Raw genomic sequence first — 14,457 nt, 5'->3', positions numbered from 1 at the left:
ATTGAGCACTGTCGCCCTCCCCATCGACAGCTTCGGCGTCAGCCACCAGGGCTGCGTGCGCGACCACAACGAGGACAATTACCTCATCGAACCGCAGACCGGGCTCTGGGTGGTGGCCGACGGCATGGGCGGCCATGAGGCCGGCGAAGTTGCCTCGGCCAGCATCGTCGACCACCTGGCGACAATCGGCATTGCGAGCTCCGCGCCGGACCTTCGCGCCCGCTTCGAGGATAGGCTCAGCCGCGCCAACGCCGAGATCCGCGACATATCGCGCTCGCGCGGCATCACCATCGGCTCCACTTTCGCGGCCCTGCTTGCCATGGATGGACGCTTCGCTTGCCTGTGGGCCGGCGACAGCCGCATCTATCTCGTGCGCAACGGCTCGATCTTCCAGGTTTCGAAAGACCACACCGAGGTGCAGGAACTGCTCGACCGCGGCATGATCAGCGCCGAGGAAGCGCGCAACTGGCCGCGCCGCAACGTGATCACGCATGCGGTCGGCGTCAGCGACGAGCTCGAGATCGATTTCCAGCAGGGCGAGCTGAAGGCGGGTGACGTTTTCGTCCTCGGCACCGACGGACTGACCGCGCATGTCAGCGATGCCGAGATCGAGGCCTCGGTCAGGTCCGCCACGCCGCGGGTGGCCTGCCAGACCCTCCTGGACATGGTGCTGGCGCGCGGCGGCACCGACAATGTGACCATCGTACTCGTGAAGATCGGCAGCGGGCATAGCGGCGCGCACCATTCGGATCGGTCCGGAGCGGAGGCCCTGCCCCGATGAGCGACGACGACAAGACGCGGATAGCGGCGAACGTCACCTATGCGGGCGTCGGCACGCAGCTCAGCGGCATCTACGAGCTCGACGAGAGGATCGCCTCCGGCGGCATGGGCGAAGTCTACCGCGGCCACAACATCCAGACCGGCGACCATGTGGCGATCAAGATCGTGCTGCCCGAATTCGCCCGCGACCAGACGATCCTGTCGCTGTTCCGCAAGGAAGCATCGATCCTCAACCATCTCTCGCATGACGCGGTGGTGCGCTACCACGTGTTCACGATCGATACGGGGATCGGCCGCCCGTATCTCGCGATGGAGTTCGTGGACGGCCAATCGCTGTTCGACATCATGCGGCGCGGGCCGATTCCAGCAGAGGATGTGCGCCGGCTTTGCCACCGCCTCGCCTCTGGCTTGAGCGCCGTGCACCAGGCGGGCGCCGTGCACCGGGATCTCTCGCCGGACAACATTATCCTGCCCGGCGGCCGGGTCGAGCGCGCCAAGATCATCGATTTCGGCATCGCGCGCTCGGCAACCGTCGGCGGCGAGACGCTGATCGGCGGCAAATTCGCCGGCAAATACAATTACGTGTCGCCGGAGCAGCTTGGCCTCTATGGCGGCGAAGTCAGCGAACAATCCGACATCTACAGCCTCGGCCTGGTGCTGGCCGCGGCGCTGCGCGGAAAGCCGCTCGACATGAGCGGCTCGCAATATGAGGTCATCGAGAAACGCCGGACCGTGCCGGACCTGTCGGATATCGATCCCGATTTCCAGGAGCTCATCGAAGCCATGCTGCAGCCGGATCCGCGCGACCGGCCGGCGAGCATGGCCGAGATCGCCCGGGCAACGCGCGGCGAGGATCTCGAGCCGACATTGCCGCCGCCGGTGCCGTTCGGCGCGCGCGAACGCTCCGGCCTGCCGCGCGCCGGCTGGACGGCGACGCCGGATCCCAAACCCCAGACGCCAGCGCATCAAGGCGAACCCCGCTTCGTCGAGCATGTGCGCCCGGCATATCTGTCGGAGCCACGGCCAGCGCCACCAGCCCCTCCGGCCAGCGCGACCGGGCCGGCTGCGCCCAAAAAGGCTTCGCGGATGCCCGCCATCGCCGGCGGCGTCGCGGCGCTCGCTATCCTGGCGGCGGCCGGCTTCTATTTCAGCGGCGTGTTGGCGCCCGCACCGGTGGCGGAAACACCCAAGCCGCTGACGCCGAAGCCGGCCGCCGAAGCCGCCAAACCAGTGGCCGAAGCGCAGCAACCGGAAAAGCCGAAAGCTCAGTCACAGGCGTCGGCCGCGCCTCAGCCGGAAGCACCCAAACCTGACACTGCGAAGCCATCCGCCCAATCTGATGCGGAGGCCAAGACGCCGGTCGAGCAACCGATGCCGCCTGCCGCTCAGCCGGAGAGCGAGGCCAAAAGCCAGACGCCTCAGGTCGAGACCAAACCGGTGCAGCCCCCGGCGCAACAGTCGCCTGCGCCGGCTCCCGCACCAACGGAAAGCCAAAAACCCGCGCAGCCGGCAAGCGAGCCGGCGATCAAGGCGCCGGAACCGAGCCAGGCGGCTGAGAGCAAGCCGGCGCAGGAGGCAAATCCGCCGGCGGCCAAGTCCAGCGTGAAAGACCTCGTGGACAAGCTTTCCAAGCTGCCCAAGCCGGCTGCTTCCCCGCCCCCGACGTCGCAAAGCCAGGCATCGGCGCAACCAGCCCCTCAGCCGGCCAAGCCGAAGGCGCAGCCCCCGACAGCCAGCCAGCCGGAAACGCCGACCACGCCAGCAAAACCAGCGCAGCAACCGCAGACCCCGGCAGCCAAGCAACCCGGCACCGATGTCGCCATCAATGTGCCGAAGCCGGCGCTTCCATCAGCGGAAGACGACATGGCCAAGTGGAATGACCAGCGCTCCTGGGTGCGCGATTTCAGCGGCGGCAATTGCTTCTACGCGAACGTGACCTCGGGACCCGGCGCCGCCCCGACGATCGAGGGATACGCAACGGCGGTCCAGCCCTTCGAGCAGTTGCTCAATGACTTCCAGTCGAGGTTCCATATCGAGCCGGACATCAGCGTGCGCCTCATCACCTTGCCTCAATGCGGCGTGCCCACTTTCCTCCGCTTCCTCGACCGTAGCTCGGCGGCGAAGCCGCAGCTCGTGCTGGACCGGACATCGATCCCGGACGGCGCGCCGGTCAGCGGCGCGCTCTATACGGGCGGCGGGCTCGTCTCGAACATCATGCTGATCGACCATAAGGGCGTTGCCTTCAACCTCAACGACCGCATGGTGCCGCAAACCGATAAGGTGACCTTCAACATCCCGATCGGTCTCGCCGCCACCGACAAGGCGACCGGCAAGGCGGTGCCGCAGATCATGCTGGTGATCACCGGGCCCAAGGACATCCAGGCCGCCATGTTCTCCAGGCCGACGCCGGCCTCGGAGCTGCTGCCCAGGATCCTCGAGGAGATCGAGGCCGACGGATCGCAGTTCTCCGCCACGGCCACCTATTTCCGGCTTGGCGGATAGCATGAACCGATGGACCTTCGCATCCCGCGTATCTTGAGCCGGCCTTCGCCACGCAAGCAGCGTAGCCGGCCCCGATCGCCGTTCCCGGGCCGCATGACGCTTGCGGCGCTGTTCGGAGCGGCGCTGTTCTCGATCCTTTCGCCCGGCATGGCGCGTGCCGAATTCACCGTCTGCAACCAGACGCTCGACGTCGTCAACCTTGCCGTCGGACAGAAGGTCGACAATGCCGACCAGACCGACGGCTGGTGGACGATCGGCGCCAACCAATGCGTCAACGTCATCCGCGAGGAGCTGACAAACCGCTACATCTATCTCTACGCGACGGACGTCTTCGGCCACGCGATCCTCAACGGGTCGACGGAGATGTGCATCGACCGGAGGCGCTTCTCGATCCGCGGCATCGAGGAATGCTGGCAGCGCGGCCATATCGCGGCGCGCTTCGTCGAGGTCGATACGCAGGAGCAGGTGCGCTGGACCTATTTCCTGACCGGAAGCAGCCCGTGACGCACACGATCGACACGAGCTTCAAGCAGAAGAAGCTGGCGCGCCTGGCCGAGCGGCGGCGCAAGCTCTGGCGCTGGGCGCTTGCCGGCCTTGCCGCGCTCGCCGTCGTCGCTTCAGCCACCGGCTTCTATCTGACCTGGGACTATTGGTCGTTCGGCGACGAGGACGAGGAGTTGCATCCGGTCGAAGGCATGGAAGACGTGCCGCCCGACGCCTCGGTCTATGTGCCGGCGATCATCGACCTCGCCGGCGATCCGATGTGGATCACGCTGGCGCCCGACGCCGAGACCGCGACGAAGGGCAAGACCGTCGCGCGCCCGGCCGAGCTCGACAGTTCGGGCGCCTCGCCGCAGATCGAGATCCTCTCCGACGTGATGCTGAGCGCCAGCGAGAAGTTCATGACGACGATCCCGTCGACGCAGGAGGATTTCGCGTTCTTCCAGGCGCAGCGGCAGGCCGCGCCGAAGCCTTCGGCGATGGCGCCGGGCGACGGGCAACCGGCCCTGTCCGCTCCGGCCGCGGCGCCGGACGATCAACAGGGCGACCTCGAGAACGACTTGCAGGCGGCGCCCGACGAGGGCGACGCCGGCTCGGCGCCCAAGGCGGACGCCGACGATCCCGAAGCCGGCTGGGGCGAGACCATCGATCAGGGCGAAGCGGCGCTCCCGGCCTTCAAGAAAACCGCGATCGAGAACAACACGACCGTCGCGACCGTCACCAGCGAATATCAGCGCTTCGAGGCGACCGAGGACACGTTCGTGAAGATCCTCAACGACCGCAGCCTGGAGAGCGTGGCGCTGGATGCCCATTTCTCCGCCGACGACGCGAAGCTTGCGAGCGAGGCGCTGAAGTCGCTGTTCAACCGCGACGGGCTGGAGTCCGGCTTTGTCGTGGCCATGCGCGGGTTCCGGCCGAACCGCGAGACGACGACCATGTCGCTGATGCAGGTCTCCGTCTATGCGAGGAACGTCTATGTCGGCACGCTGACGCGCAATGCGGCCGGCGCCTTCGTGTCGGGCGTCGACCCCTGGGTCCGCGAGGATCTGTTCAACTATTCCGGCGCCTCGGACCAGGGCGGGCCGAAACGGCAGTATCGCCTGCTCGACGCGATCTATTCGACCGCCGCGCGCAACAAGGTGCCGACCAGCGTCATCGGCGAGGCGATCATGTATCTGTCGCGCGGGCAGGACCTCAACGCCTTCGCCAGCGAGGACCAGCGCCTGGTGCTGATCTATTCGCAGACGCCGCGCGGCCAAAGCGAGATCTCCGGGCGGGTGCTCTATGTCGGCGTCCAAGGCACGGACAGGAGCCTCGACTGTTTCGTCTTCCAGCAGAGCGACGGCCAATATGCCTGCGTGACCGGCGACGATCAGGTCCGCTCACTCACCGTCACCAACGGCATGGTCACGCCGGTCGCCGGGGTGATGACCTCGACCTTCGGCCCGCGCAAGCATCCGATCCTCGGCACGGTTCGTATCCACAAGGGCGTCGACTGGGCGGCGCCGGTCGGCACGCCGGTGATGGCCGCTTTCGACGGCGAGATCTCCTTCCAGGGCGACGGCGGCAGCTACGGCAATCTGGTGAAGATCACGCATGCCAATGGCCGCGAGACGCGCTACGCGCATATGCAGAAATTCGCCATCGCCAGCGGCGTCGGCACCAAGGTGAAGGCCGGCGACGTCATCGGCTATATCGGCACAACAGGGCTTTCGACCGGACCGCATCTGCATTTCGAACTCTATCAGAACGGCGAGGCGATCGATCCGCTGGGCACGGTCACCACGGTCGCCACCGCCGTGTCCGTCAGTTCCGGCGGCTCCGGCGATGCCGCCGTCGAGACGCTGACCGACCGGATCGTGCATGTCGAAAGCGGCGGCAGCGCGCGGGCCAAGAACCCGCTTTCCTCAGCGACGGGCGCCGGCCAGTTCATCTCCAAGACCTGGATCCGGATGATGAACACCTATCGGCCCGACCTTGCCCGGTCGCTTTCGACGGCCGATCTGCTGGCGCTTCGCTACGACGCGACGCTGTCGCGCGAAATGGTGCGCAACCTCGCGCGCGAAGGAGAAGCCTATCTGCGCGCCCGCGGCCATCAGATCACCGCCGGCCGCCTCTATCTTTGCCATTTCCTGGGGATGGAAGGCGCAGCCCAGGTCCTGGCGGCGCCCGGCTCGACGCAGCTGAGCGCGGTGCTCGGGTCGGCCGTCATCCAGGCCAACCCGTTCCTCACCGGCAAGACCGCTAGCTACGTCGTCGACTGGGCCGAGCGTAAAATGGGGCAGAAGGTGCCGCGCGTGGTGACCGACCAGCCGACGACGACCACGACCGAAGTCCGGCAAACCTCCCCGGAATTCGAGAAATACAAGCAGGCGATCACCGCGCTGATAGGCTCCATCCAGGACACGCTGAAACCCGGCTAGGCCCACAGGGAGCGCTGCCGTCCGCCACGTCGTGATGAGCCGGCCGACGACAGCGCCGGCGGCCTATTCGGTCCTGATCCGCATTTCCACGCGGCGGTTGACCGGATCGTAGGGATTGGCGACACGCGGGTGCGACTTGCCGAGGCCGATCGCTTCGAGCCGCGCCGATTCAACACCGTTGGCTTCGAGGAAGGCGGCTACCGATTGCGCCCTTCGCTGCGACAGGTCCTGATTGTAGCGATCCGTGCCGGTCGCATCGGTGTGGCCCTCGACGACGAAGCTGAACGTGCTCAGCCGGTTGTCCTTCAGCGCCTTGGCGAACTCGTCCAGCTCCGCGCGCGCTGTCTGGTCGAGCTGGGCCGAATCCAGGGCGAAATTGATCATCATGTCGAGGCCGGCCTTCTGGGGCGGCGCCTCGCTCTTCTCGGCCTTGCTCTTGCACTCTTCCTCGGTGCCGACGCAGATGCCGCGTGAGGCGCCAAGATTGCCTTGGCCGGCGAAGAATTTCACGATGTCTTCCGATTTCTGAAGCGGATCGGCGTAAACGTGCGCTGAAAAAAGCACGGCCGCCAATGCCAAGGCTGAACTGCCCCACCGCATGACCGTCACTCCTGTTAGAACGGGCCTGTTTGAACGGGTTTTCGCTGGCGCCGACTATATCAAATCCCGAAACGATTGTCTGTGAACAAGCGCACGTTGCCAACGGGCGCGGCCTGTTAAAGGTTAAGGCTTGACCGGCACCTGGCCGCGGGTTTCAGTGCTGTTTGTGCCGGTGCTGGGGTGTGGCGGCCATGGCCAATGAACTCGGATACAGAACGGCGAAGGATCTGTTTCTCGCCTGTCCCGCGATCGCCCGGGACATGAAATCGCCGGCTGCCGCCCAACCCCCGCTGGAATTCTGCCGCGCTTTGCTCGCCGGGCGTGTGCCGGAGGAAGCCGTCACGTTCTGCGCCTACCTGCTGCCCGAGCGCGCCGCGGTCTGGTGGGGGCATGAATGCCTGAGCAATCTCGCCGAGCTCCTTGCCGCAAGTGATCTCGAACTGCTGGCGCTCGTCAGCGACTGGGTGAGCGAACCTGGCAATCCTCGCCATCGGGCGGCGCTGAGCAGCGCCGTCGATCCGTCGCCGGCCACGCCGGCTGCATGGATCGCCCTGTCGGCGGCCTGGCGTGACCCGGCCTTCGACATGCTGTCGACCGGATTTCCCGCCGCTCACGCCGTCAACGCCGGCATCCTGGCAGGTCTCGCCCGCGTCTCGACCGCGGACCGCTTTGGTGTGCTTTCCGCCTTCGTCGAGATGGGCATCCAGATGGTGGAGATGGAAGCGCAACGACCATCGGTCTACGCGTATTAGAGCAGTCCGGCAATCATTTGCAGCCGCCTTGCGCCCATCTGGCCAAAGCGACCTTGAAGCGGGTGCCGAGCGGATGCTGCAGGCGCAGGACGGAGACATCGTTGGCGGCGAAATTCTTGGCCTGATCGCACAGGCGCGTCTCGTTCCACTGGTGACAGCCATCGCAGTGCTTGCCTTGCCAGACCGATTTGTCGAGGCCTTCGACCGGGCTGAAAAGCGGCTCCCCCGTGATCAACTGGGCTATGCTCTTGCCGTCGATCGCCGGGTCGCCGAACTTGACCGGGCGATCGAAAAGGATCGGCCCGTCCGTCGCCAGCTTCGGGATCTTTTCGCGCAACGCATTGAGGGCAAGCTGGTCGTCGGCCTGACCGGGCGCAGCGCCGGTATTGCGCGTCTCGGAACCGGCTTCGGCCTGTGGCGGATTCGCCTCGCCGACGATCAGCGGCGCGTTGAGATCGACCTTGTGCAGCACCACCTCGGTGGTCAGCGAGACGTTGATCCAAGGGCGCTGCTTGCCGGCGGTCGCCTTGAAGACGTCGCTGGTCACCCTGTTCATGGCTTCGGTGATGGAGACGTTGGATTCGCCGATATGCTGGAGCAGCGCCGTGGTGAAAGGCGAGTGATCGCCCGAACCGTCATAGGCCAGCTGGTTCGGGCTGGCGGCGAAAGCGACCAGCGTGCCGGCGCCGCCATTCTCGATCGGGATTTCGGCAAGGCCGCTGCTTGCGCCTTTTATGCCGGCGCTCTTCGCGAGCACGTCGGCAAGCGGGTTGTCCCGGCACGCATCCAGGAACACCAGCCTTATGCTGGTCTCACGCGACATCTGGCGCAGGACGAAATCGACCGATACGGCCTCGAAGTCGAGCGAGGTCTCGTCCTCGAGCGCGGCGTCGACCGGCAGCAGATAGTTCTTGCCCGAAACCTGCAGGCCATGGCCAGCATAGAAGAAAAGCGCGATGTCGGCGCCCCGCACCTGCTTTGCGAACTGCGCGACCGTGGCCTGCGTCTGCTGCTTGGTGAGGTCGAAGCCGGAAACCACCTCGAAGCCGAGGTCCTTGAGCCGCTCGGCCATGGCTTGGCCATCCCGCGCCGGATTGGCAAGGGCCGCCGCGTGCTGATATTGCGAGTTGCCGAGCACCAGCGCGACGCGTCGCTCGGCGCTTGCGCCCGTCAACGTCAAGAGCAGGGCAAGCGCCACAAGCCCCGCGGCGCGAAACATGCCAATGCAAAAGGCGATCGGAGCGGAACTCACCGCCACCTCAGTTGGCGAGCTTCGTGGCGGAGAATTCGATCCGCCGGTTGAGCGCCTTGTTCTTGGGCGTGTCGTTGGCCGCGACCGGCTTGTCCTCGCCATAGCCGGCGGAGCTTAGCTGGCTGCGCGGAACGCCGTCGGCAATCAGCGCGTCGGCGACCGCCTTGGCCCGCCGTTCGGAGAGCGCCTTGTTCGCCTCGGGCGATCCGTCGGAATCGGTGTAGCCCGACACCTCGACCTTGAGCGTCGGGCATTTGCCGACAACGCCCTCGACCTCCGCCAGCAGCGGGCGGCTCTTCGCGTCGAGCCTTGCGCTTGCCTGGCGGAAATAGATGGCGCCGGTGCGCGAGAGCACGGCAAACCTGTTGAGGCACTCCTCGTCGGTGAAATTGGCTTTCGCCGCATCGGTGGCGACGGGACCGACCTCGGCGGTCGATGCCGCAACGGTCTGCACGGCGGCCGGCTTGCCGCCGTCGGCGTTGAAAACGAAATCGAACGACACCGATGCGGTCGGCACGATATTGGTCACATTGGCGGCCTGCTGCAATTTGTCGATGTTGGGCAAGAGCCCGAAGTCCTCGACATGGACGGCGACGGGCGCCTCCGAGGCGACGGAGACCTGTGTGTCGCTGATCATGGTGACGACGACGCTCGCCTCCAGATCCTTGGTGACGCCATGCAGGTTGAGGTGGAACGGCAACGTCGTCTTGACGCGGCGCTTGGTCGGCAGGTCGGCGAATGCCGCCGGGTCCACCTTCGCCGTCACCTCGGCCGTCGGATAGGTGAAGGTCTCGAAGAACAGGAAGCGCATGCGCACGTTGCGCAGATCGACGCCGGTGTCGACGGAATTGAGGTCGAAGCTGATTTTGGCATCACCGGCGGAACTCAGCGTGCCGGTGATGTTCCTGATCTTGTTGGTCTCGACGATCGTGTTCTTCTTGACCGACTGATAAGTGAGCACCGAGGCGGACGGATCGAGCGTCCAGTTCGGCGCGGCGCTCGCGGTCCCCAATCCGAAGACCAGCAGCCCCAGCAGCGTGGAAAGGATAGAGCCTAAAGCTACGACCTTGGCGTGCAGCTTTTGCCAGAATGCAACGACTTCGAACATGGAACGCCCCCGCCAGGACAACCCGATCTCGATACCGGCACGTGGCGGGAGCATAGAGCACTTGCCCCGGCTTGGCGAGCGGTTACGGCGGGCTGCGAGAAAGCGACTACAATCATCATGCGTCGGGAAGCACGAGTGTCGGGCGATGTCACCACCCGCCACCACCGCCGCCACCATTGCCGCCGCCTCCCAGCGGCGCGATGACAGGTGTGGTTTCGTTTTTGACCGGCTTAATCAGTTTCTTGCCAGTCACTTTCTTCTGCTTGACCACCTTCGGCGTCGTCGTCACGCCAGTGTGCTTGGTACGGTGTTTTGTTACCGGCGCCGACTCGATGCTGGGCGCCACGGTCGTGCATCCCCCGACCGCAAGTGATAAAAATGCTGCGATGATCGCCTTCTTCAATGGCCCGCCCACCGTTGCCTCCTTGTTGATCAGAACAGGTCCCTACGCGGATTGGCTTGCTCCCAGACGGCTCTGGCCGTCTTGATCAACTGGTCGTCGACCGAGCCGCCCGCCGGGATTTTCGATTTGAGCTCGGAACGCAGCTGCTTCAGCGCGGCCGACTTCGGCTTGGCGCCGAACCGCGCCAGCGTCGTTCGCGCGCTCGGCAACTCGTTGCGGAGATCGAGTCCTGCCGCGAACGCCAGATACCGGACGGCGATGGCCTGGTCGGATTTCTCGCCCTTCTGCATTTCGATGGCCGCGCGATCATATGCTGCCGAATAGTCGCCGCGGTCTGTCGCCAGCTCGAACAGCCTCTGCGCCTCGACAAGGTTCTTGTCGACGCCGTCACCATCCCGGTACATGCGCGCAAGACTGCCGGGCGCATAGGGCTGGCCAAGGTCCATCGCCTTCTGGAACAGCGCCTGCGCCTGCTTCGGATCCTTCCCGACGCCGCGTCCGCTGAGATAATTGCGGCCGAGAATGTTCATCGAATACATATCCTGTCGCTCCACGCCCGCTTTGAGGAAGGCCACGGCACGCGCCGGGTCGGCAGGCACGCCATTGCGCCCTTCGGTGAAGATCGCGGCGAGATCGTTCATGGCGTAGGTATGCCCCATTGCCGCTGCCTTGAGCAGCAGGTCGAGGCCCTTGCCGGTATCGCGCTCAACGCCGAGACCGTTGAACAGAGCGCGGCCCCAGGCGGTCATCCCATAGGGGTCTCCTTTATCCGAGGCCTTCGCATAAAAACTGTTGGCCTTGCTTGGGTCCACTGCCGTGCCTATTCCGGAAGAGGCGATATAACCCAGCTCGAATATGGCTCGGACATGCCCCAAGTCGGCAGCGTGCTGGATCGCCTTCTTCGCCTCATCGACCTTGCCAGCGGCGAGCAGCGCGCGACCGAGCTCGTAGTGGAAGCGCGCGACATCGGGATAGGCTTTCACAGCCGCCTGGCAGGCTTCCACCGCGCCGGCGCCGATTTCGTTCGGCAACAGGCCGGGGACGACGCCCTGCAGGTCCAACGGTTCGCCTGCCTGCGTGTCGCAGGGATCGACGCTCGGCGAGAGCTTCATCGTCGCCGGCTTCGGCGACGTGTTATCGGCCGTGATCTCAAAGCCGACGATCAACGGTTTTGCCGCGCCGATCTGCGGTTCGTAGCGCAGTTGATCGACTTCACTGGCCATCAGGCTGGATTGCGGCGACAAGGTCCGGTCCGGCAGGGACAGCGTGCCGGTTGCCGGATAGCTCGCGAGCTTCACGCTTACAGCGGGGTCCTTGGTCGGGACATTCAGCTTCAGCGGCACCGGGCCGACGCCGACAGGAATCTTGACGTCGCGGTTCTCGATCGCCTCGGCGGCGCCGGCGATGTGGATGCCGCGCTCCGCCACCTCCTGTTTCTGCTCCGACTCCAGCGAGGCCACGAGTTGCTTGCCCGCGGCACCCTCGCCATTCTTGACCCGGAACACCAGTATGCCTTGCGATCCGCCGCCCCACTCGTCATGCGTGGCGTAGGCCAGCATGTCGACCTGGTCCTCGGCGTCAGCGCCCTTCGGCACGTCCATAGCGAGCCGCGGCAGATCCTTGCCCTCGATCGGCTCGCCCGTCGCGACAGGCTTGCCGTCCAGGACCAGACGTCCCAGCGCCGGCGGCCTTTCGATGCTGATGGTGACCGCGCCGCCATCGACATCGACCGGCACCGGCAGGTCGAGCGCGACCGGTCCGACGCCCGACGGCACGGTCTTTTCCAGCACGGGCGGCAAAGCCGGCCGGCTGGCGCGGCGCACCAGCACCACCTCGTCGATCAGCGAGGAATTCTCCCACGGAACCTGCGCGCCCTTGGTGGCCTCGACCACGTCGCGGCGCACGGCAGCCATCACCGAGCGTATCTCCTGGTTCGGCGCCAGCGCGCGGCGGGAGAAAGCGGATGAAAACGGGCTGAGATCGCCGGATCCGTCATAGGCGACAGCGCCGGGTTCCGTGGCGAAGGCGATCAGCGTGTTCAGTGAACTCTTCACCTGGGCAAGGCCGGTGCCGCCGGCCGCGATCAACTGGTCGCGCAGCCAGTAATCCTTGCGCGGGAACGGATTGTTGCGGCAGGCGTCGAGGATGATCACCTGGATCTTCGATTTGGCGCGCAATTGCTGCAGGACGTCGTCGAGCTTGACCGCCTGGACCTCGATGTCGGCCGCGCCCTTGAGCGACGCGTCTACCGGGATCAGGAAATTCTCGCCGCCGATCTGAAAGCCATGACCGGAATAATAGACGACCGCCAGATCCGCGCCGTCGGCCGCCGCGAGATAATTGCGGAATTCCTTCTCGAACTGGAGCTTGGTGAGGTCCTTGGCGACGAACACATCGAAGCCGGCCAGCCGGAAGGTGTTCGACACATCCTCGGCATCCTTGTCGGGATTCTTGAGCGCCGGGATTTCGCGGTATTGCGAATTGCCGATGACAAGGGCAACCCTTCGATCCGCGCAGGCCTGCGCCGTCGTGAAGGCCACGAGGATCAAGGCTGCAATCAGCGCGCAGCATCGCAGCATGGCAAAATCCCTAACTGCTATCACCTGTCGGCCACAAGAACGCAGCTTGCGACATCGTGGTCTGTTAAAGACTTCACAATCTGCCGAGACGGCAAGGAACCGCGCCTGCGACGGCAAGGCAGGTCGCATATCCAATAAATTGCTAAAATAACCCAGAGGCCCAAGCGCCGCAATGACCTGGGCACGACCAAATCTACGGCACGGTCCGCGCTGTCGGGCGCACATCCATCCAGACGGACTACGAGATGCGCAGGCTCCATGGCGGCGGGCTCGCGGCGAAGCTCGCCCCCAAGACAGTCTTCTTCAGCCTTGCCGAGTGGAAATCCACGCGCTGACGGAGCGTATGCTCGAGCGCCTGAGATCCTGGATGGCGGCTGCGCCAAGCAGGGCGACACCTGAGGTCGAGGGTGGCGCGATCAATGGCTGACCGCGCCGGGCGCGCTTTCCGCGTCAGGCGCCGCTCCACATTGCGTCCGGCACCACCACCAGCTTGCCAACGAAGTCCTTGCCCATGAAATCGGTCTGGGCGCGGTGGAAATCCGACAGCTTGTAGACGCCGCCGACCAACGGCTTGATCTTTCCTTCCTCGATGTAGCGCACGATGCGGCGGAAATCGGCGCGCGTGCCCTGGCTGGAACCGTGGAGCTGGAGCTGCTTCAGATACATGGTGCGCAGATCGAGCTGCACGACCGGCCCCGCAATGGCGCCGGCCGTGGTGTAGCGGCCCTCGGGACGCAGGATGCGCAAAAGGTCGTTGAAGATGGCACCACCGACGAGGTCAGCGACCACGTCGATGGGCTCGCCGCCGGTCGCTTCGTTGACGGCGGTAAGCAGATCGGCGACGCCGCGCGTGATCACCCTCTCGGCGCCGATGTCGAGCACCGCCTGCTCCTTGCCCTTGCCGACGACGGCATAGGGAATGGCGCCGCGCGCCCGTGCCAGTTGCACGATGCCGGAGCCGACGCCGCCTGAGGCGCCGGTGACCAGCACCCGTTCGCCCGCCTTCAGCGCCGCACGTTCCAGCATCTGCTCGCCGGTGAGATAGGCGCAGCAGAAGGTGGCCAGCTCGACATCACTCAGCTCGGTGTCGACGACATGCGCGTTCTCGGCCGGCAGCGCCTGGTATTCGGCATAGCCGCCATCGCGGCCATGGCCCATATAGTCGATGTCGGCCAGCGAATCGTCGTCGCGGTTGTAGATCGAGAAGTCGACCATGACCCGCTCGCCGATGCGGTTCGCTGGCACGCCGTCTCCGACGGCGACGATCGTGCCCACCGTGTCGGTGCCCTGGATGCGCGGAAAGGTCAGTGTGTTGCCTTGCCGGCGCCAGGTCGACACCGCCGCGGCATCCTCCTCGGTGCCGTAGGCGCCCTGGCGCACCCAGACATCGGTGTTGTTCATGCCGCAGGCGCTGACCTTGACCAGCACTTCGCCGGCGGCAGGTGCCGGCACTTTCACATCGGTGCGGTAGACGAGCTTCTCCAGGCCGCCATGGCCGGTAAGCTGCACAGCGGCCATGGTGGCGGGAACGGTTGTGGTCATGGCATTCATGTCGCT

Annotated in this window: 11 protein-coding genes; 5 read left to right on the top strand and 6 right to left on the bottom strand. The window is 65.4% G+C overall.

Annotation, left to right across the window (positions count from 1 at the left end; translation table 11 throughout):
• Window position 1 precedes the first annotated feature (1 nt).
• From MJ8_RS04940 to MJ8_RS04925, 4 genes are read left to right on the top strand one after another with little or no spacing between them, the layout of a single operon-like run.
• A complete protein-coding gene (locus tag MJ8_RS04940) occupies window positions 2-781 on the top strand; it encodes a PP2C family protein-serine/threonine phosphatase (RefSeq protein ID WP_201413345.1) in 780 nt (259 codons plus the stop codon).
• The gene (locus tag MJ8_RS04935; protein WP_201413344.1) at window positions 778-3,282 is read left to right on the top strand and encodes a serine/threonine-protein kinase; all 2,505 of its coding nucleotides are present in this window, start codon (window positions 778-780) and stop codon (window positions 3,280-3,282) included. Before MJ8_RS04940 ends, MJ8_RS04935 begins: the two co-directional genes overlap by 4 nt.
• Window positions 3,283-3,291: 9 nt before the next feature.
• The gene (locus tag MJ8_RS04930) at window positions 3,292-3,786 is read left to right on the top strand and encodes a DUF1036 domain-containing protein (protein ID WP_201413343.1); all 495 of its coding nucleotides are present in this window, start codon (window positions 3,292-3,294) and stop codon (window positions 3,784-3,786) included.
• The gene (locus tag MJ8_RS04925; protein ID WP_201413342.1) at window positions 3,783-6,206 is read left to right on the top strand and encodes a M23 family metallopeptidase; all 2,424 of its coding nucleotides are present in this window, start codon (window positions 3,783-3,785) and stop codon (window positions 6,204-6,206) included. The genes MJ8_RS04930 and MJ8_RS04925 overlap by 4 nt, the downstream gene beginning before the upstream one ends.
• A gap of 63 nt (window positions 6,207-6,269) precedes the next feature.
• Here MJ8_RS04925 and MJ8_RS04920 read toward each other — a convergent pair whose 3' ends face one another.
• Window positions 6,270-6,806 (bottom strand): OmpA family protein, encoded by a 537-nt coding sequence (locus MJ8_RS04920; protein ID WP_201413341.1) that lies wholly within the window; start codon window positions 6,804-6,806, stop codon window positions 6,270-6,272.
• A 191-nt stretch (window positions 6,807-6,997) separates the two neighbouring features.
• Between MJ8_RS04920 and MJ8_RS04915 the strand changes: the two genes are divergently transcribed.
• Window positions 6,998-7,558 carry a DUF6931 family protein gene (locus MJ8_RS04915; protein WP_225248130.1) on the top strand — a complete coding sequence of 187 codons (561 nt, stop codon included), beginning with the start codon at window positions 6,998-7,000 and terminating at the stop codon, window positions 7,556-7,558.
• Window positions 7,559-7,571: 13 nt separating this feature from the next.
• On the opposite strand, the gene MJ8_RS04910 is transcribed toward MJ8_RS04915, so the two are convergent.
• The 5 genes from MJ8_RS04910 to MJ8_RS04890 all read right to left on the bottom strand — a co-directional run bounded on the left by MJ8_RS04910 (window position 7,572) and on the right by MJ8_RS04890 (window position 14,451).
• Window positions 7,572-8,777, bottom strand: coding sequence for a caspase family protein (locus MJ8_RS04910; RefSeq protein WP_225248129.1), 1,206 nt, complete (start codon window positions 8,775-8,777; stop codon window positions 7,572-7,574).
• Between the two features lie 40 nt (window positions 8,778-8,817).
• Window positions 8,818-9,918 (bottom strand): OmpA family protein, encoded by a 1,101-nt coding sequence (locus tag MJ8_RS04905; RefSeq protein WP_201413339.1) that lies wholly within the window; start codon window positions 9,916-9,918, stop codon window positions 8,818-8,820.
• A 148-nt stretch (window positions 9,919-10,066) separates the two neighbouring features.
• Window positions 10,067-10,321 carry a hypothetical protein gene (locus tag MJ8_RS04900; RefSeq protein WP_225248128.1) on the bottom strand — a complete coding sequence of 85 codons (255 nt, stop codon included), beginning with the start codon at window positions 10,319-10,321 and terminating at the stop codon, window positions 10,067-10,069.
• A 29-nt stretch (window positions 10,322-10,350) separates the two neighbouring features.
• Window positions 10,351-12,900 carry a caspase family protein gene (locus MJ8_RS04895; protein ID WP_201413337.1) on the bottom strand — a complete coding sequence of 850 codons (2,550 nt, stop codon included), beginning with the start codon at window positions 12,898-12,900 and terminating at the stop codon, window positions 10,351-10,353.
• 450 nt (window positions 12,901-13,350) lie between these two features.
• Window positions 13,351-14,451, bottom strand: coding sequence for an alcohol dehydrogenase family protein (locus MJ8_RS04890; RefSeq protein WP_201413336.1), 1,101 nt, complete (start codon window positions 14,449-14,451; stop codon window positions 13,351-13,353).
• Window positions 14,452-14,457: the final 6 nt, after the last annotated feature.

Origin of the sequence: Mesorhizobium sp. J8 (genome assembly GCF_016591715.1) — a bacterium.
Classification (GTDB): Bacteria; Pseudomonadota; Alphaproteobacteria; order Rhizobiales; family Rhizobiaceae; genus Mesorhizobium.
Note: the sequence above shows the minus strand (reverse complement) of the source record. Positions and strands in the feature narration are given on the sequence as shown.